This window comes from Stieleria maiorica (genome assembly GCF_008035925.1).
In the GTDB taxonomy this organism is placed as follows: domain Bacteria; phylum Planctomycetota; class Planctomycetia; order Pirellulales; family Pirellulaceae; genus Stieleria; species Stieleria maiorica.
In genome coordinates this window covers 7,461,062-7,479,965 of sequence record NZ_CP036264.1, presented here as the reverse complement: position 1 = coordinate 7,479,965, position 18,904 = coordinate 7,461,062, and the positions used below count along the sequence as shown (strand labels likewise).

The following is an 18,904-nucleotide window of genomic DNA, read 5'->3' as shown; positions in this document are numbered from 1 at the left end:
GTGCGTTGTCAATTCGTGACTTGCCGGTAGCGGAACTCGCCAAGAGTTTCGGCGGGGTACGGGGAGGACCAAAACGCTTGACACGTTCCGCAACCAGAAAAATGAGCTGGCATTGACCGTTAATCCAACATTCGAAATTCGGTGGTCGCAAAGATCGCCGCAACGAAGTCAGCGAAGCGTTCTTTTGTTGTGGCATCATCGTCTGAATCAGTAAGGCCGATGTAGTGCTCGGCCATCTGCATGTCGTCTGGTGAAGGTTGCCGCGAGAGACAAATGCGATAGGCCGCCCTTAGCCGTTCCCGCCAGGTTGATTCGGACTGATAAATCCGGTCGGCGGCCTGCTGTGCCCAGCCAGCGACATCGGCACTGTTGATCAACACCAACGCTTGACCGGGGACGTTGGTCGTCGGTCGCTTGCCGACCAGCAAGTCTGGATCGGCGGCGTCCAGTGCCGTCATCAGCGGCGGAACGTTGCTGCGGATCACGGGCAAATAAACTGAACGCACGGGTTGATCCAATCCGGATGCGACGTCCTTGGTCACGGCGTTGTTCTTGGTCACCAAGACGCCTTTATCGGCCACCGGTTCCGTACGTTCTTCCTCGGTCAGCACGCCGGCAGCGTGTAACATCGTGTCGCGGATCGATTCGGCCGTCAGACGTTTGCGATGGGCCCGCCACAGCAAGCGGTTTTCCGGATCCGACGCAGCCGCTGGGTCATCGAATTCGCTGCTGCGACTGTAGGCTTCGGAAAGCACGATCCGGCGGATCAACGGCTTCAGCTGCCAGCCCTGTCGCATGAAGTCGATCGCCAGGGCGTCCAGCAGTTGCGGGTGCGAAGGACGCTCGCCGCGAGTGCCAAAATTGTCCACGGTGCGAACGATGCCTTCACCCATCAGGTGCATCCAAACTCGGTTGACCATCACGCGTGCGACCAGCGGGTTGTCTGGGTCGGTCAGCCACTGAGCCAACTCGACGCGGCCGCTGCCTGCAGGGGAATCAATCGAAGCGTCGCCGGGACCGCAGACTTGCAAGAATCCTCGCGGAACGACCTCGCCGACGTTGCTCACTTCGCCGCGGATATGGACCGGGCTGTCGGCGATTGCGTCGGTCGGCAGATCGCGCGGCGCCATCGCGACCGGCAGCGGCGGCGGGGCGTTCTTCTTGGTGGCATCGAGTTGTTGCTTCAGTGCGTCAAGCCGATGTTGCGCGGTGGCGATCCGCTCGGCCAGTTGACGCGATTCGTCGGACTGCGCCGCCTGCTCGACCGGCAAGAACGCGATCGCATCGGCGATCACGTAACCGTCCGTGTCGTCGTTTCGGATCGTCACCACCGCGTCTTTGTCGGCTGAAAAAGTGAACGTCCCCAAGACGTGCCACGGCGGAGTGTCGGAGGACTTGCGTTCGCTGACGATCAATTGCTCGTTGCCGTCGGCCGTCGCGATGGTGACCGGGACGGTCGCGGCGCGGTTTCCGTTGCTGCTGTAGGCGAATCGCACCACGTATTCGCCGTCTTGTGGAAGCCGTTTGCGAAACTCGATCGAAAGCTTTCCTTTGTTGGCGTTGTCATCGTGGACGTATCCCGCGCCGATGAAGCCTTTGGTGTAGGTCGATGCGGTCCAGTCGCCGACCTTGGTCGCTTCGCTGTCGTCGACGATGATGCCGTTGTTCTCGCTGCGCTGGGCCGCTTGCAACTCCTGCGTCGTTTCCTTGATTTGCTTTTCCAGCGATGCGATCGTGGACCGATGTTCGTCGAGTGACCGCCGGTGATCGTCGGTCGTCGGCAATTCGACCCGATTCCAAGTGCTGACGTATTTTTGCGATTCGCCGTTCAGTGTTTGGGTGCTGCGAAAGATCCCGGCAAGTGCGTAGTAGTCTTCGGTCGGGATCGGATCGAACTTGTGGTCATGGCAGCGGGCGCATCCGAGCGTCATTCCCAAGAACGCGCGCCCGATGGTGTCGATCTGTTCGTCGACGACATCCAGAGTCAGTTTCTGCTTCGCGCGTTCGCTGAGCATCTTGGGGCCGAGCATCAGGAAGGTGGTTGCGACGACGTTGTCATACCGCTGCTGGTCGGTCGCGGCGGGCAGCAAGTCGCCGGCGACCTGCTGGCGGATCATTTCGTCCAGCGGCCGGTCACCGTCGAAGGAATCGATCAGGTAGTCGCGGTAGCGCCAGGCGTCGTGGAACGTCGCATTGAAATCGCTGCCGTTGCTGTCGGCGTAGCGTGCGACGTCCATCCAGTGTCTCGCCCAATGTTGGGCGAAGGCGCGTGAGGCCAGCAATTCGTCAACGATCTGGCTCCAGGTTTCCTTGCTTGGCGCAGCCGCCCAGCGCTCAGTGATGGAATCATCCGGCGGCAATCCGGTCAGATCAAATGCCAGTCGCCGCAGTCGCGTTTCGGGTGGGGCGGGGCCGACCGGCCGGATCCCGTGCTCTGCCAGTTGGTCATCGACACCTTGGTCGATCAGATTCTGGCGTACCGACTCCAACGAGTCTTCGGAGAGGCCGCGACGAAAATCGGTCAGGGGGCGAAACGCCCAGAATTTGCGTCCCTGTTCGAGGTCAATTTCGATTGTCGCTGGCCGGGCGGCATCGCCGGGGGATTGTTTTCGAGGATCGATCGCACCGGCGTCGATCCATTTGATGAAATCGTCGACCACCGCTGGGGGAAGCGGTGCGTCGGGGGGCATTTCGCTGGATTCGTACCGGATGGCCGAGATCAGCAGACTGGCGTCGGCGTCACCGGGGCGGATCGCCGGGCCGCTGTCGCCGCCTTCGCGCATCGCGCCGGCGCTATCGAGCCACAGTGAACCGCCGATTTCATCGGAGTCGGCGGAATGGCATTCGTAGCAGTGCTTGATCAGCACCGGGCGGATTTTTTGTTCGAAGAACGCCTCCGAGCCGGGCTCCGTCGCCGTCGCGACCCGCGCTCCAGGCCCGATCCAACAAAGGGCCCAACAAAGGGCAATGACCAGTGACGTCAGCGTACAGAGCGGTGGCGAGGGGATTCGAGTTCGCATCCGTGGCGGGACCGTCGTGGCGAGGGCGATGCAGAAGGGGTCCTACAGCGTAGCAGAGATCACCCAACGACGCCAAATTCCCCCTTGCCGAAATCCCCATCCAACCGGGGACAGACCCCATCCGCCCGGGGACAGACCCCATCCGCCCGGGGACAGACCCCACGCGGCGGCGGTCGAACGGGGACAGACCCCGACGGAGCGGGGCGGCGCGGGTCGATCAGGGGCGATAGGACGAATAGGACAGATAGGACCTATATGTCCCGTATGTCCTATTGGTCCTATTCCCCCAGCCGCCGATGCCGTGGCCCCGCCGATGCCGGACAGATAGGTCCAATGTGTCCCCTGCTTCCTATTGGTCGCACTCACCCACCCTAAAGGGCTGTCCTAGACAGGCCCTGGGTGAATCTCCCAGCTCCCAGCTCCCAACTCCCAACTCCCGCCGTCCAGTTCCCGGTGCTGTGGTTGAGCGAAATTGCCCAGATCACTATTTTGTGGCGGAGGAAAACGTCGAGTTTTCCGAATCGGCTGACATTACCGGTGCCGATCCCGATTCCAGGCTCAAGCGTGGAGGGCTCGGTAGCCGATGGCTGGAGAGAGTCCAGGCGCGCATCCGGGCGTTTGAATGGGGGCACGACGGCGTGATGCCGACCCTCTCGATTTTGTCTCCCTGAATTTTTGGTTCATCCTCGCCGTTTCATGAAGTACCGCCAACTGGACCGAATCGTCAGCCTGGATCCCGGACAACGGATTGTGGCCGAGCGCACGTTGCGGGCGGAGGAAGAATACCTGAAGGACCACTTCCCGCGATTTCCCGTGATGCCCGGCGTGATGATGCTGGAAGCCCTGCATCAGGCTGCGATTTGGATGATCCGTGTCGGCGACGACTTTGCGTCCCCCCTGGTGCTGCTTCGGGAAGTCCGCAATGTGAAGTTCGGCGACTTTCTGTCACCGGGTGAAACATTGTTGGTCACCGCCGAGCGTGTCAAAGAGAATGACGGTTTGATCACCGTCAAAGCGACGGCGGAGAAACAGGGGCGGGTGACCGTCGCGGCGCGGCTGATTTTGGAACGTTCGGGTAGCAACGAGCCGGCGGAGACTGGTACAGACGCGGACGTCATTCGGCGGGCAAAAAAACAATTCAAAGAGTTATTCGGGGACGTTTCGTTCAGCCCCACTTCAACCACCTAGTTTGATCTGCAAGGCTAGTTTTTACCGGCGGAGTGAACCGCCGGACGGGACTTGCGGAAAAGGCATTAGCAAAGGAAAACCACGAGATGGCTCTGACAGACGACGAAATTTTTGCAAAGGTCCAATCGGCCCTCGAAGACGCGCTGGGCGTGGACGACGACGAGGTCACGATGGAAGCGACCCTGGTCGGCGACCTGGGTGCCGAGTCGATCGACTTTTTGGACATCGTGTTCAAGCTGGAAAAGGCATTTGACATCCAGATCCCTCGCGAGGAACTCTCGCCCGAGGATATCCTGACCAACAGCCAATACGTGCAGGACGGCGTGGTCACCGCCGACGGGCTGGCCGAGCTGAAAAAACGCATGCCCTGGGCCGACTTGAGCGAATTCGAAGCCGACCCCAAGGTGCAAAACTTCGGCAACCTGCTGACCGTCGGTGATCTGTGCCGTTACGTGGGTGCGAAGGTCAACGACTGATGCGATGGCTATGGGTCGATCGTTTCACCGAGTTTGTCTCGGGCTCCCATGCCAAGGGCATCAAGAACGTCTCCTTGGATGAGGAGGTCGTCGATAATTACTGTCCGGGATTCCCGTTCCTGCCGCCAACCCTGATCATCGAGGGAATGGCGCAGCTGGGCGGGATTCTGGTGGCGGAGCATTTTTTGTTTGACAAACGCGTCGTCCTGGCCAAGGTCGGGCGGGCAAAGTTTCATGCACCAGCGCTCAACGGGACCACGTTGAATTACGAAGTGCACCTGGACGCCGTTCAGGAAAACGGCGGGACCGTCACCAGCATCAGCCGCTGTGACGGGGAGATCCAAGCGGAGATCGATTTGATGTTCGCGTTTCTCGAAGACGGCTATTTGGTCGACGGTCCGTTGTTCGAACCGGACGACCTGAAGGGAATGCTGCAGATCATGAAGTTCTTTTCGGTGGCGGTCGATGCCAACGGAAATCGATTCCCGACCTACGAAAAACTCAATTCGTCATCAGCGCCGAGAAGTCAGCATGCAAGGTGATCAGCAACATCGCCGTCGCGTCGTCGTAACCGGGATCGGAATGGTCAACCCGATGGGCCATGACGTCGACACGGTTTGGTCGGGGCTCAAGGCGGGCAAGAGCGGCGTCGCCTACACGACCCTGTTCGACGCCAGCGGTTTTCCGACCAAGATCAGTGCCGAGGTCAAGAACTGGGAGCTGGCCGAAGAAGATCTGCCGCCCGGTCGCCCGGAAACACTCGGTCGACACACGAAATTCGCCATCGGCGCGGCCCGGCAAGCCGTGGCCGATAGCGGTGTGAGCGACACCATCACCGATCCGACGCGTTTCGGCGTCTACTTGGGCAGCGGCGAAGGCAACCAGGACTTCAACACGTTCAGTCAAATGATGGCCGCCGCGCTCGCCGGTGGCGACTTCGACGCGTCCAAGTTCATCGCACGTGGATTGGAACTGCTCAATCCCGCCAGCGAGCTGGAACAGGAACCGAACATGCCGGCGGCCCACCTGGCGACCCTGCTGAACGCCCAAGGTCCCAACATGAACTGCCTGACCGCCTGTGCGGCCAGCAGCCAAGCGGTCGGCGAAGCGACGGAAATGATCCGCCGCGGCGACGCCGATGTGATGCTGGCCGGCGGAACGCACAGCATGATCCACCCCTTCGGCGTGACGGGGTTCAACCTGTTGACCGCGCTGAGCGAAAGCAACGACGAACCCACTAAAGCCAGCCGGCCGTTTGACCGGCTTCGCAACGGCTTTGTGCTCGGTGAGGGGGCGGCGATGGTGATCCTGGAAGACCTCGATCGCGCCAAGGCACGCGGCGCGACGATCTACGGCGAAATCGCCGGCTACGGCACGACCGCGGACGCCTATCGCATCACCGACATCCCCCCCGACGGACACGGCGGGATTGCGGCGATGCGGATGGCCATCGCCGACGCAGGGCTGAAACCCGCCGACATCTGCTATGTCAACGCTCACGGAACCAGCACCACGGTCAACGATAAAGTCGAATCGCTGGCCTGTCATGAAGTTTTTGGAGAGCATGCGGCCAAGGTTCCCGTCAGCAGCACGAAGAGCATGATGGGACACCTGATCGCCGCCGCGGGAGTCACCGAGATGATCGTCTGCCTGCTGGCGATGCGAGATTCGATCCTGCCGCCGACGATCAACTACGAAAACCCCGATCCCGCTTGCGACCTGGACTACGTCCCCAACGAGGCGCGGCCGGCAGACGTGAAGTACGCCCTGAACAACAGCTTCGGCTTTGGGGGGCAGAACGTCACCCTGTGCCTCAGCCGTGACGTCTAGCGCGACGGGAACGAATCAATAGCCGGTTAAGCAGTAAGGGACGAGGCGAGGAGTCCTCGTCGTTGGCATTACGGATGGACTCGTCGCCTCGCCCAATACCCGAAAACCGAGTGCGAGAGACGTCCCGCCGATCAGCCCGCCTCAACTCCGTCCCGCTTTTATCCGATGCCCGACTTCACCGACGCCGAACTGGTCGCCTTCCTGGACGAAGCGCTCACCGACGAACGGGCCACGGAATTGGAGCAGCAGCTGCGAACCGACGCCGGACTGCGTGAGCGGCTGATCGCCGTGCGTGGCCGCGAGACCGCGGGCTTGCACACTTTGGGGGCAATTTGGCGGCGTGGGCGATTGTCATGCCCCTCGCGTGAGGAGCTTGGGCAGTACCTGCTGGAAACGCTTCCCGAGGAGCAATCGGACTACATCCGCTTTCATCTGCAAACGGTCCAGTGCCGCTATTGTCAGGCAAATCTGGCGGACTTGGTCGCCGCGTCGGACGCCGACCAGAGCCTGGTGCGGCGGCGAAAGTACTTTCAGACCAGCGCCGGTTACTTGAACAAGTGAGCCCGCCGGCTAGGGAACGAAAAAATCCCTGCTCAACCTTGCGGATCCCGGCCGCAGGCATTAACCTTCGCGGCTCGAAACAAACTCAATCCCCCTCTTTCCCTCCCCCGAGGAAGCTACCATGACGCTCGATCGCAGCCTGAAGGTAAAAGCTGGGGCGATCAAAGCGCGGAACGTGCTGACCCGAGCCGAGCGGATCGCCCAGTTGCAACGCCTAGAAAAATTCAACGAAGACGAAGCGATCCTGGGGATGCCCAAGGTGCGTGTGATGAAGGTCTCGCTGAAGAAGAAGAAGAAGGTCAAGAAGGCCGACGACGACAAGAAGTAGTCGAGTCGATCTGGCTGGCCATTGCAGCCCAAAACGTGCGTTGACGCACGAACGAACAAGCCGTGAGCGAATTCTTTCGCCCACGGCTTTTTTCTTCGCGGTTTGCCCTGCCGGAGCGGCGCGGGTCTGGCGTACAACTACGCGTTAGAGATAACCCTTGCCCAAATCCCACACTGTGATCTGCCGATTTCTCCGACAGATCGCGTCGTGCCTTGGGAATGTTTGATGGACCTGATCGCCCCCCAGCGGCATGCAGGGTCTGTGCGGGCATGCCGGTGGCCGACCGAGTCGGTTTACCGCTCCTTTTCCCAAACCCGGTCCCTACCGATGTCCACTGCCGACGCAACCTCAACGTCTTCGGCGGAGCCCGATTCCGCCGAGGTGAGTTCGACCACAGAAACCGCAGCGATTGCTGACACGATCAGCGATCGAGCACCTGCGATCGACCCACAGCGTCTGCCGCCCCCCGAGCAAACGCGGCCGACACGCATCCTGTGGGAATACGTCACCGTGCTCGCGGCCGTGCACCTGATCGCCTTGCTCGCGTTCGTGCCCTGGCTGTTCACCTGGTCGGGGCTGGTGATTGCGATCGCCGGTCACTTCGTGTTCGGCATGATGGGAATCACGATCGGCTACCATCGCCTGCTGACCCATCGCGGGTTCAAGTGCCCGAAATGGCTGGAACATGGGCTGGCGATTCTGGGGATGTGTAATCTGCAAGATTCCCCGGCGCGTTGGGTGGCGATCCACCGCATGCATCACCAGCACAGCGACGACCAGCCCGACCCCCATTCACCGCTAGTCAGCTTCTTGTGGGGACACATGGGTTGGGTGGTCATACGCAACCGGGATCTGGACCGGACGTCCCATTACGAACGCTATGTCCGCGACCTGCTCCGCGATCCGTTCTATTTGCGGCTGGAACGCCGGGGTGGCTGGTTCTTTGTGTTCCTGGGCCACGCCGTCGCACTGACGCTTCTAGGCGCAATCGTCGGCTACTTCGTCGATGGTGGTGCCGGGGCGCTCAAGTACGCCGCCAGCTATTATGTCTGGGGTGTCGCGGTGCGCACCGTGTTTGTGCTGCACGGCACCTGGGCGGTCAACTCGGTCGCCCACGCGTTCGGGTATCGCAATTACGAAACCCGCGACCACAGCCGCAATAATTGGCTGGTCGCATTGTTCAGCCACGGCGAAGGCTGGCACAACAATCACCACGCCGAACCGCGGGCCGCCGCCCACGGACATCGTTGGTGGGAGTTCGATATGTCCTGGCGCGTGATCCGGCTGCTGGAAATGATCGGGTTGGCGACCGACGTCGTGCGCCCCAAATCGATGACGAAGTAGACCGCCGGCCAATGAACGGCCGGTCGCTTACCCCATCGATCACTTGGTCTTCGGCAGGGTGTAACTGACCTGTGCCCCGGATATGGTCACATGCTTTTTGGCGACCAGTTGGTCGATGACAAGCTGGATGTCCTTGTCCGTTAACTTGTTGTTGAACCACGACGCGAGCGTGCTACGAAGCGTCTTGACCTTCCGCGGCTTGGACGCCTTGGTGCGCTGCAAACGCGCAATCGCCACCTCAAGCGGTTTTGCCAGCGCGCCTTCCTTGTTCGCCGGGACCGGCTGCACAGCGCTCAACGTTTTGGTCCGGTCGGCTTGGATGCCTTGGGACTTCAGATGTTGAATCAGCGGGTCGAACCCTTTGTCATCGGAAACTATCTGAAACGTTGCCGACGGAACGGACTTCGAAAGTTTGCCTAAGTAAAACGCGATGTGAAAATCCAACGCATTGGGACCGCTGCCGGAGATTTCGATGTACTCGACCTGGCTGCCGAGAGGCTGGATAGCCATTGCCATCTTCACGGAAACTTTGCTTTGTTTCGCGCCGACGAAGACAAGGATTTTGGCAGGCTTTTTCACGAGCTGCTGTGAGCAATCGTGAGGAACATTTTCCAGGTCGATGAAGACGTAGTGGGGTCGCATCAGATCGCTTGAAAGGTCTATTTCGATTCGGGGACGTGACATGCCGGCCGGATTCCAACCAGAGGCATCCCGCTTCCCCCCGGCACCGGGCACCTGACAAGCCTTGGTCAGATCTGCCTGGCTGTCAGCTTCACGCCGCAATTGGTCGACCAATCTGCGTGCGCACTGCGTGTCGTGTGTGGCGCAAGGCGTTCGACCGTTAGATTCGGACGGCGCTGGTGTCCAGGCTTTCGCCGCCCACGCTCGCTGCGGAGCAGCGAAGGGGAAACGTCTTAAGATTGGGGTAAACGATAATGTACGACGCGAGGAGTCCTCGCTGGGCGCGATCCGAATGGACTCGTCGCCTCGTCCACTACCCGAAAACCGAACTGCGGCGGAACACTAGACACCAACGGTCAAACCTCTTCATCGACATAAATGATGTGGCGGAAGTGGTGTTGCGATTCGAAACTGGCCCCGAGCGCGCCGATCATCAGGGCGACCGATGCCGAAAAGGAACTCATGTGTGCCGTCGTCGTCAGTCCAAGGTCTTCCGATTGCAGTGACGATGATGCGGCCCAGTTCATGACAAGTTCGGAAGGGAAAAACAACCAGCCGGCACAAAACCCGATCGACATCAGTGCGATCCAGGTGACAAACATCCCCAGAAACACGATCGTCACGGCGGAGACGGAAGTGACAATCGTCTGCTCGCTTCGCCCCCGCCCCCTGCGGACGAGCAGTTGCTGGCGTTGAATCACATACCCCGTCGTGGCACACAAGCTGAGCGCGATCAAGAGCAAGACACTCGCGGGTGTCTGCGACAAGCCCAGGTCCCAGGCTTCGGCCGTCATGAATAGAATCAGCACGGTCGAGACCGATGCGATGGTCAGCCCGCTCAGCCGCCGAGGAAACTCCCAGGGCCTGGCTCCCAAAACCGCATCGACGATCTCGCGGCGATTGATCCAGGCGGCATTGATTGCAAACACGGGATAACTCTTGCGGCGCCCCGACGACTCTTCCAGCCGCGCGTCGGCGATTTCCGCGAGCGCCACCCGTTGGCGATTGGTTTGCTCTTCATCAAGGTGCTGCATCGCATCGAGTTCATCGACCGTCGCCGGGGGAAACAGCAGGTTGCTCGGATCGGAAGAACGGTTCAGCCCGGTCAAGTGCCCGATCGCGTGCAGCATCAAACGACTCAGCCGTCGCGCAATGCGATCCACCCGCACATCTTCATCGGCATCGCCACTGGCCTGGGGATCGATCAACGACAACGAGAAGACAGCTGCGTCGAGCGGCCTGCTGAGGGCGGCGAAACAAAAGGGAGAGTAGACGCCGGCCAGCTCGGCCGCGGTCAAAATGAACGCGAAGTCCCAATGATGGATGTCTCGGTCCTCGGCGGCCTGCTGCAACAGTTCACTCGGCTGGGCACGACCGTCCCCGGAAAGCTCCGGCCGACGAGCCCGCAGCATCCGTAAGTCAAACTCCGGAAACTGCCCACGGAAAAAGTCACCCACCTGTCCGATCGCGATCGAGATGGATTGACGGTCAACCGAATCCATCGGCCCGGCGACGATGACTCCGATCTCGATCAATGGGTTACGCTGCACGCGTTCAACTCCGCAATTCATTTCGGTTGCACGACACCGCCGCGTGGGCCTTTTAATGCGCCACTGCGCTGTCGTTTCGCGACGGCACCTGAATGCCTTGCCGCTCCAGACGCGACTGCCAACGCTTTCGTGCCAAGGCTTGCATGTCGACCGCCTTGTCGTGCTCATCAACGATTTCCAGCCCCAGCAACGTTTCCAAAACATCCTCCAAGGTAACAATTCCTTCGAACCCGCCGAACCGGTCGACCACCATGGCAATGTGGGCCCGCGCGTCCAGCAGGTCATCGAAAACCGACGTGATGCCATCGTCTTCATGGACGGCCAGAATCGGTCTGGAAAATGCCTCGAGCGTCTTGTCGGATTGCCCCGACGCGATCGCGGTCAGCAAATCGCTTCGGATCACGAACCCGGTGACCACGTCCCGGTGCTCGCGAAACAGTGGGATTCGCGAAACCGGCATGGTGGCAATCGCGTCGGCCACCTCACCCAACCGTTGCGATTGTTCCAATGAAATCACCACCGTGCCCGGAGTCATGATGTCCTCCACCCGGATCGACTCCAACGTCAGCAGGTTGCGCAAGATTCGCGATTCATGTTTCTGAAGCAAACCTTCGTTGGTCCCCAGCTCGGCGACGGCCGCGATTTCCGAGCGGGTAACGAGTTTCTGTTTCTTGTCACCGCCGAGCCACTGCGTCAGAAACTCCGAGAGCCACACCAGCGGCAGCATCACCACGATCAACCACTGGACGGCGACTGCGATACCCCCGGCTAGCTTCCGCCAGTGCAACGCCCCGATCGTCTTCGGGATGATTTCGCTGAGCACCAGAATCAGCAGCGTCAACACCGCGCTGATGACACCGACGTATTGATCGCCAAACATCTTCGCGGCCTGCGCACCGACGCCTGCCGCTCCGACCGTGTGGGCGATCGTGTTCAAGCTGAGGATGGCGGCCAGCGGACGGTCGATGTCTTCCTTCAAACGAATGATTCGCATCGCCGACTTCGTTTTTTCCGTCCGCCGCTCGGCAATAAAACTGGGCGTTATCGAAAGCAGCACCGCTTCGGCAATCGAGCATAGAAACGAAACCCCGATCGCAAGGCCCAGAAAGATGACCAGTAGTACGTAGTCCACAGTGCCGTCCCGACGGTGACTGGAGTGATGGAGGCGAGCAAGCCCCTCGGTCTGTCGCACGTCATATGCCAATGCACTCGACGGCTGCGCAGTTTTCGATGGGGTGTCGTCAGGATCGACGCCAGTGTCGACCGACGACTTCCAGATCGTCTGATTGACGGGACGCTGGAGAACATTGCGATGATGGCAAATCGCCGAGAAGGTCGACAAGCGACCGGAGTGGACGCTCAGGGACCACCACGCTATCGGAGATCAATGCCGCCAAATCGGGAGTTTGCTTTTCAGGTCGGGGAGATCTGTCCGCCGCAATCTTTCGCTGCCGCCGGAATGCAGCACTGCCCTTCGATTGCCGCATACTGGCATGCCATTTGCCTGCTGGGGACAAACTCGTGATGTCCAGCACGCTGCCCAATCGCAGCACACCTTCAGCCCGGAGCCGAGAGCGAGTGCCCACAAAAATGCACGAGAGGCATTCCAGCTGGTCGTTCCTCTGGCGGGCACGGTACGTTCCTGGGTGGATTCGAGATCGCGTTCTCGACGGCGCACTGGCGCCGATCCGCTGTGTATTCGCCAAGCACGAGCGACTTCGTCGCATCGCCGCGTGGATGCGGTTACACCGCCGTCGGCTGACTGCAGTTTTCGTCCTCGTGGCGCACCTTCTAGGGGCGGCTGCTTCACTCAATGTGCTTACCGAACAACGCACTCCCCAAGGTGCGATTGCGTGGATCGTTTCTCTGAATACCTTCCCATACCTCGCAGTGCCTCTGTATTGGACGATCGGAGAGACGCACTATGAGACCTACTCGACTGCCTATCGGGCCAGCGTGTCGGAGGGGGATCCTATCATCAAGCACCTTTATCAGAGTTTAAAGACTGCTGATCTGATCGCGCCGGCCTCTGACGGAACACGCCAAGTGCTTACGCGCCTGGTGAAGCTCCCCGTGACCCGCGGTAATGCGGCGAAATTGCTGATCGATGGCCGTCAAACATTTGACGCGATGATGGTCGAAATCGACGCCGCGGAATCCTATGTATTACTGGAATCGTACATCATTCGTGACGACTGGTTGGGCAGAGAGCTGAAGAACCTGCTGGTCAAGAAAGCCCAGCAAGGTGTCCGGGTCATGGTGCTGTATGACGAGTATGGCAGCCGCGATTTACCTTCCAGCTACCTTTCGGATTTAACGGAAAATGGCGTCTTGGTCCACGGCTTCAATTCCCCGCTGGCTGACGGATCAACGACGCGAATCAATTTTCGAAACCATCGAAAGCTGTTAATCGTCGATGGCGTCTCCGCGTTTGTCGGTGGGCTCAACATCGGGGACGAGTATCGATACGGCGTCGATGAACTGGGGCTGTACCGAGACACTCATGTGATCGTGCACGGCCCTTTGGTGCAATGCAGCCAAGTTGCGTTTGTGGAGGACTGGCATGCGGTGACCGGGGAGATGCTGGAGAACCTTCGTTGGACTCCAGTTGCTGCAAAAGCCACGGGAGGGGAGGGCTTGTGCGTTCCGACCGGACCTGCAGATGAGTTTGACACCGCACTGATGTTCTTCATGCAGTTGGTTCAATCATCCGAGCAGCGCGTCTGGATCGCGACGCCGTATTTTGTGCCCGACGAGCAGATGGTGACCACATTAAAACTGGCATCGCTGCGAGGCGTGGATGTTCGCATCATGATTCCGAAGCATTCCGATTCGACACTCGCTTGGTTGTCCTCCTTTTCCTACCTAAGCGAACTCGATGCGGCCGGGGTCAAGGTTTACCGGTACGAACCGCGGTTCGTGCACCAGAAAGTAATCTTGGTCGACGACTCCGTCGCCGCTGTCGGCACCGCGAACTTTGACAATCGGTCATTTCGTCTGAACTTCGAGCTCATGTTGGCGATGTTCGATTGCGATTTCATCTCAGATGTTGAACGCATGCTTGAAGACGACTTTCTGGAGTGTCGACGCGTTGAAGGCGATGACTTACAGAAACGCAATTTAGGATTTCAATTGTTGGTCCGCGCGTCCCGATTGCTAGCGCCTATCCAGTGACCGCGTTTACATTGGTGTGCTATTGGTAAACGCGGCGACGACCCGAATCAACTCTTCGGCGTCAATCGGCTTACTCAAATAGGAATTACATCCGCTGGCAATACACCGGTCCATGTCGCCTTGTATCGCGTCCGCGGTCAGTGCGATGATCGGCTGACTGAAACCCATTTCACGCAGATTGGCAGCAGCTCGATAGCCATCCATCCGGGGCATCTGCATGTCCAGTAAAACCAAATCGTAACGGACAGGGAAGCCGAGGGACTGACGAACAGCATCGCTGCATTGCAATCCGTCTTCTGCGAAATCAACCTCCGCACCTGCCCTGCGGAGCAAATGTCCGGCGAGCTGCCGGATGTCTCGTCGGTCATCCACCACGAGGACTCGGCAACACAAAGTGATGTCCTGCGTTCGCTGCTCCGGCACTTGAACCACGCTTTCAAGGCCAGGAGCAATCAAGTCGGATCGGTCAGACTCGACGACATGAATCCGGAGCCGGAAACAACTTCCCCGCTGCGACATGCTCTCGACCTCGATTTCTCCTTTCAGCATGTGCGCGAGCCGCCGACTGATCGCGAGCCCGAGACCGGTGCCACCGTATTCACGCCCGGCCGACGCATCGACCTGACTAAACGCTTGGAACAGTCGGCTCTGGTCGTTTGACGAGATTCCGATTCCGGTGTCAATGACCTCGTAGATCAACTCGTTCCCCTGGAATGCCAGTGACAGCGTGACCCCGCCATGGTGAGTGAATTTGATCGCGTTGCCGATCAGATTGATCAGTATTTGTCTCAACCGTTTCGGATCCGTGCGGATTTCACGAGGGATCTTCGTACTGACTTGAATGTCAAACTTAAGCGATTTTTCTTCCGCGCGCCCACGCATCATCGCATAGACGTCCTGCAACACTGTATGTGTGTCAACATCCTGCACCGAGATATCAAGTTTGCCGGCTTCAATTTTTGACAGGTCCAAGATGTCATTAATGATGTCGATCAAGAAGACTCCATTCCGATGGATTGTTTGCAGGTAGCCGAGTTTTTCTGAATCCTTTTCGAGTGACTCTAGTAGTTCAACATAGCCGAGCACTGCAGTCATCGGCGTACGGATCTCGTGGCTCATATTCGCGATGAACTCGCTTTTGGAGACGCTGGCCAGTGCGGCTTGCTCAAGCGCTGCATTTAGGTGCTGCTGGTGCCGTTTCTGCGCGTCGATGTCGGTGCATGTTCCGTACCAGCGGGCGATACCGCCGGTGTGGTCGCGAATCGGAACTGCCCGCGAAAGGTGCCATCGGAATTGGCCGGTCCGCTCATTGCGAATACGGAACTCTGCTTGGAAATCTTTTCCGGTATTCATCGCCTGCTTCCACGACCACAGCGCGTCACGGTAGTCCGCGGCATGAATCATGCGACGCAGCCCCACACGCCCCAGATTCGGTTCGGGGCCGAGCGATTCTGATGCTTGCTGATTGCCGTAATCGATTTCACCGCCCGGCGTCATCGTAAACACAATAATTGGCATCGAATCGGCCAGTTCCCTAAACCTCCGCTCTCGGTCTTCAACGGATTCCAACAAGTCGCGGACCGTTCGTTGCCGTTGGCGGTCTCGCAAGCAAGATTCAACGTTGCTGATGAGCGTACGGATGCGGACCGGACGAGAGATTCGCGTCACGTTCGCGACGTGCTGCAGGTATTCCAACGGTGCGGACGTCACTTCGTCGCGAGTGGTCAGCACCAGAAATGGGAAATCCGACCATGCCGGCTGTTGATCCAGAAAACGCCCGATCGTCGAACGCCATTCGCCGGTCAAGCGTTCTTCGGCAATCAGAGCCGCACCGACCGTAGGAGCAATCTGGTCAAGCAAATCGGGAAGGTCCTGACAAGCAGTGACGTGAACCGTAGGAGATTCGAGCAAACGCTGCGTTAGCGAAGCATCCTTCGCCGTTGGAGCGAGCACCAAGAGTCGCTGCGGGGTTTCCGAATCAGGAATCATGACTCTGGCTTTCTGCTGATCAGGTCCGCTGTTCCACCGTGATAGACGGGTGTCCCTTCCAGAATGCCTCGGAACTGGGACAGCGGCTCCCCGATCACAATCTTCCCATCCTGCATCCGGAACTCTCGAATCGTGCGTTCGTGGTTACTGCTCCTTTTCTTGACCACCGAGATCGCTTGCCGGACGCAACCATCGGCTTCAAAATAGCGAAACAGAAGCACGGTGTCGGCAAGGTAGCTGGCATCGACGGGTGTCAGCATCGCAGCGCCGAGCATCCCGTGTTGAGCAACGACCAGGAACGTCGCGATTCCATGCCCACCGAGGTAGCTAAGCAACTCGTGCATCTGCATGTGCAAGAATCGCTCTTCTGGCATCGCACTTAGATAGCCGTTTAAGCTGTCGATGATCACGACCGAGGTGCGTCGGCCGGTGTCGGTCCCCTTCACACTCTGTCGCACCATGTAAGCGAACTGGCCGGGTGTGATTTCCCCGGGATCAACCACCTCGATCCTCAACAACCCTTCTGACTCAAAAGCGGCCAAATCCATCCCCAGCCCCTTGGCTCGGCTCAGCAACGTGCTGCGTCCTTCATCGAATGCGTAAAGGATCGCGTGCTCACCCCGTTTAGCAGCGGCATAAGCAAACATCAGTGAACACGAAGATTTGCCCACACCAGCGGGTCCCAGTAAAAGTGTGCTGGTCCCGGGTGTTACCCCACCTCCAAGTAGCGTGTCCAGTCCTCCATTCCCGCTTAGCAGCAATGATTGATGCTCGGCCGTCTGCCCGGTCGCCGGTTCCATGATACGTGGATAGACCGAGATTCCGCCGCGCAAGATATCAAAATCATGGTAGCCGCTCTGGAATTGCCGGCCGCGAAACTTCACGACTCTCAATCGCCGCCGCTCTCGACCAAAGTCGGTAACAGGTCGATCTAGTTTGAGCACACCGGTCGCGATGCTATGCAGTTGCAAGTCGTGCCCCTCGCTACACATGTCATCGAGCAACAGCACTGTACAGTTCTTTCCAGTAAAGTACTGTTTCAATGCCAATACTTGACGGCGATAGCGAAGCCCACTCTGTGCCAACAAGCGAAACTCGGACAGCGAGTCGATCACGATGCGGGTGGGGCGGATGCGTTCAATTTGTTCAAGCAGCCCTCGCGTCGTCTCGGCCAACTCAATCTCAGCCGGTTCAAACATCGTGTATTGCAAGTCACTCTGGAACGAGCTTTCAGGGTCCAGAAGTTCGTAAATCTCAATCCCGTGTAGCGACCATCCATGGGACTGAGCAGCAGAAAGAAGTTCAGACCTTGTCTCTGAAAGCGTGACATAAATCGAAGGTTCGCCTTGCCGGGCGCCATCGATCAGAAACTGCATCCCCAATGTGGTCTTTCCGGTCCCCGGCTCGCCCTCGATAAGGAAGGTCCGATCGACAGTAAAGCCTCCGCCCAAGACTTCATCCAATCCAGCAATTCCGGAACGAACTGGACGCGATTCTTGACTCATGGGGCCGTTCCCAGCGATGATTTGGCAAATGCAGTGCAACGAATATCTGGTATCGAACGTTGCTCTGCAGGCTACCTCACCCCTCCCGAAGTCATCCAGCCCCCCCTCGCTCGAGTCGCCGCTGTTCGGCTCGCTGGCAATGCCGGTCACACATTCATCCGTCGGGTTTGGTCACCGATCGCAAGGCCCCCGGCCAGTTCCTCTAGCCACGCGAAGTCCGAACGCTAGACGAAAACACGCGAGCCAAACAGGTTCGGCTCGCGTGCTAGTGAAGGAGAGTTAACGAAAAGTGTGAATTGTCTTACTCACGTTCAATGTCAATCTCGACCTCCTCGACGCGGTTTTCACGGCTTTCCAGACGTTCGCGTAGGTTTCGGTTTTGTTGATCCGCCTTGACGTTATACCGCCGATTCAATTCGGAAACGAAGTTTTCGTCGGCGAAGTTGGGCCAATTGTCTTGGTCGAACCCCTGGGCACCGTCGAGCTGTTTTTCAGTCACGTTCAAAGTCAAATAGACATCGTCGGGATTGTCGCGTTCCTGCTTGACGTGAAACGCTTTGAACGGCACGGCGAACAACTTGTCGCCCAAACCGAAGATGCCGCCATAGGTGACTGCGGCATAAAGCACGCGCCCGGAGTTGGCGTCCAGTACGATGTCCTTGATTTCGGCAATGCCTTCGCCTTCTGCATCATAGACATTCAGGCCCAACAACTGACTCGCTCGAACCGTGGTGCCTTTCGTCTTACTGTCAAGTTGCCCAACCGAACTGCCTCTCTGGGCATTCCGCTGCACTCGTTCCTTTGTGCTCGCATCCTGAGCCATGGCCGGTGCGGCCAGCAATGCGACAATACCGAAGACGGTCGTTGCTTTTCTAATCGCAAGTCTCATATCACTACACCTCAAAAAGTTTCATCGGACGATTCGCAAGATGGACAATTCGCTGGCAGTCACGCGACCACCGCGGACGATTGACGATCAGCAATTGCATGAGCGTTCAAATTGTTCAACCTCGGCTTCCGCCGCATCACGGGCCATTCCGTACTTCTCCTGAATCCTCCCCACCAATTGATCGCGTTTGCCATCAATTTGGTCGAGTTCGTCATCGGTCAATTTGCCCCACTTTTGCTTGGCTTGGCCTTTCGCTTGTTTCCATTTGCCTTCGATGGTGTCCCAGTTCATCAGTAAAATCCCCTTTGTGCTTGAAAGTGTGATGGGCAGCTCGCATCGAACTGCACGACGGCCAACGGGGAAGCATTC

At 58.7% G+C, this 18,904-nt stretch carries 16 protein-coding genes; 8 read left to right on the top strand and 8 right to left on the bottom strand.

The annotated features are described in order from the left end of the window. Positions 1-119 precede the first annotated feature (119 nt). On the bottom strand, positions 120-3,020 hold the full coding sequence (locus tag Mal15_RS25400; RefSeq protein ID WP_147870312.1) for a DUF1553 domain-containing protein: 2,901 nt from the start codon (positions 3,018-3,020) through the stop codon (positions 120-122). A gap of 696 nt (positions 3,021-3,716) precedes the next feature. On the opposite strand from Mal15_RS25400, the gene Mal15_RS25395 reads away from it, so the two are divergent. The 7 genes from Mal15_RS25395 to Mal15_RS25365 all read left to right on the top strand — a co-directional run bounded on the left by Mal15_RS25395 (position 3,717) and on the right by Mal15_RS25365 (position 8,747). Continuing rightward, complete coding sequence (locus tag Mal15_RS25395) at positions 3,717-4,208, top strand: 3-hydroxyacyl-ACP dehydratase FabZ family protein (protein WP_147870311.1); 492 nt, start codon at positions 3,717-3,719, stop codon at positions 4,206-4,208. An 86-nt stretch (positions 4,209-4,294) separates the two neighbouring features. Further along, complete coding sequence (locus Mal15_RS25390; RefSeq protein ID WP_147870310.1) at positions 4,295-4,684, top strand: acyl carrier protein; 390 nt, start codon at positions 4,295-4,297, stop codon at positions 4,682-4,684. Then, the gene (locus Mal15_RS25385; protein ID WP_147870309.1) at positions 4,684-5,226 is read left to right on the top strand and encodes a 3-hydroxyacyl-ACP dehydratase FabZ family protein; all 543 of its coding nucleotides are present in this window, start codon (positions 4,684-4,686) and stop codon (positions 5,224-5,226) included. Before Mal15_RS25390 ends, Mal15_RS25385 begins: the two co-directional genes overlap by 1 nt. Next, entirely contained in the window at positions 5,216-6,514 is a 1,299-nt protein-coding gene (locus Mal15_RS25380) for a beta-ketoacyl-[acyl-carrier-protein] synthase family protein (protein WP_147870308.1), read from the top strand. The genes Mal15_RS25385 and Mal15_RS25380 overlap by 11 nt, the downstream gene beginning before the upstream one ends. 165 nt (positions 6,515-6,679) lie before the next feature. Next, positions 6,680-7,075 carry a hypothetical protein gene (locus tag Mal15_RS25375; protein WP_147870307.1) on the top strand — a complete coding sequence of 132 codons (396 nt, stop codon included), beginning with the start codon at positions 6,680-6,682 and terminating at the stop codon, positions 7,073-7,075. A gap of 121 nt (positions 7,076-7,196) precedes the next feature. Further along, entirely contained in the window at positions 7,197-7,403 is a 207-nt protein-coding gene (locus Mal15_RS25370; protein ID WP_147870306.1) for a small basic protein, read from the top strand. Between the two features lie 327 nt (positions 7,404-7,730). Further along, positions 7,731-8,747, top strand: a complete 1,017-nt coding sequence (locus Mal15_RS25365) for an acyl-CoA desaturase (protein WP_147870305.1) — start codon at positions 7,731-7,733, stop codon at positions 8,745-8,747. A gap of 39 nt (positions 8,748-8,786) precedes the next feature. Here Mal15_RS25365 and Mal15_RS25360 read toward each other — a convergent pair whose 3' ends face one another. The 3 genes from Mal15_RS25360 to Mal15_RS25350 all read right to left on the bottom strand — a co-directional run bounded on the left by Mal15_RS25360 (position 8,787) and on the right by Mal15_RS25350 (position 12,110). Continuing rightward, positions 8,787-9,542, bottom strand: a complete 756-nt coding sequence (locus Mal15_RS25360) for a PIN domain-containing protein (protein ID WP_147870304.1) — start codon at positions 9,540-9,542, stop codon at positions 8,787-8,789. A gap of 242 nt (positions 9,543-9,784) precedes the next feature. Beyond that, the gene (locus Mal15_RS25355; protein ID WP_233903021.1) at positions 9,785-10,978 is read right to left on the bottom strand and encodes a zinc metalloprotease; all 1,194 of its coding nucleotides are present in this window, start codon (positions 10,976-10,978) and stop codon (positions 9,785-9,787) included. 52 nt (positions 10,979-11,030) lie between these two features. Continuing rightward, positions 11,031-12,110 carry a CNNM domain-containing protein gene (locus Mal15_RS25350; protein WP_147870302.1) on the bottom strand — a complete coding sequence of 360 codons (1,080 nt, stop codon included), beginning with the start codon at positions 12,108-12,110 and terminating at the stop codon, positions 11,031-11,033. Between the two features lie 458 nt (positions 12,111-12,568). On the opposite strand from Mal15_RS25350, the gene cls reads away from it, so the two are divergent. Beyond that, positions 12,569-14,152, top strand: a complete 1,584-nt coding sequence (cls, locus tag Mal15_RS25345) for a cardiolipin synthase (RefSeq protein WP_390623405.1) — start codon at positions 12,569-12,571, stop codon at positions 14,150-14,152. A gap of 6 nt (positions 14,153-14,158) precedes the next feature. Here cls and Mal15_RS25340 read toward each other — a convergent pair whose 3' ends face one another. From Mal15_RS25340 to Mal15_RS25325, 4 genes are all read right to left on the bottom strand, one after another. Further along, positions 14,159-16,141 carry a PAS domain-containing hybrid sensor histidine kinase/response regulator gene (locus Mal15_RS25340; protein WP_147870300.1) on the bottom strand — a complete coding sequence of 661 codons (1,983 nt, stop codon included), beginning with the start codon at positions 16,139-16,141 and terminating at the stop codon, positions 14,159-14,161. Continuing rightward, a complete protein-coding gene (locus Mal15_RS25335; RefSeq protein WP_147870299.1) occupies positions 16,138-17,646 on the bottom strand; it encodes an ATPase domain-containing protein in 1,509 nt (502 codons plus the stop codon). The genes Mal15_RS25340 and Mal15_RS25335 overlap by 4 nt, the downstream gene beginning before the upstream one ends. Positions 17,647-17,947: 301 nt before the next feature. Continuing rightward, complete coding sequence (locus Mal15_RS25330) at positions 17,948-18,535, bottom strand: PRC-barrel domain-containing protein (protein WP_147870298.1); 588 nt, start codon at positions 18,533-18,535, stop codon at positions 17,948-17,950. Positions 18,536-18,622: 87 nt separating this feature from the next. After that, complete coding sequence (locus tag Mal15_RS25325; protein ID WP_147870297.1) at positions 18,623-18,826, bottom strand: CsbD family protein; 204 nt, start codon at positions 18,824-18,826, stop codon at positions 18,623-18,625. Between the last annotated feature and the right edge of the window lie 78 nt (positions 18,827-18,904).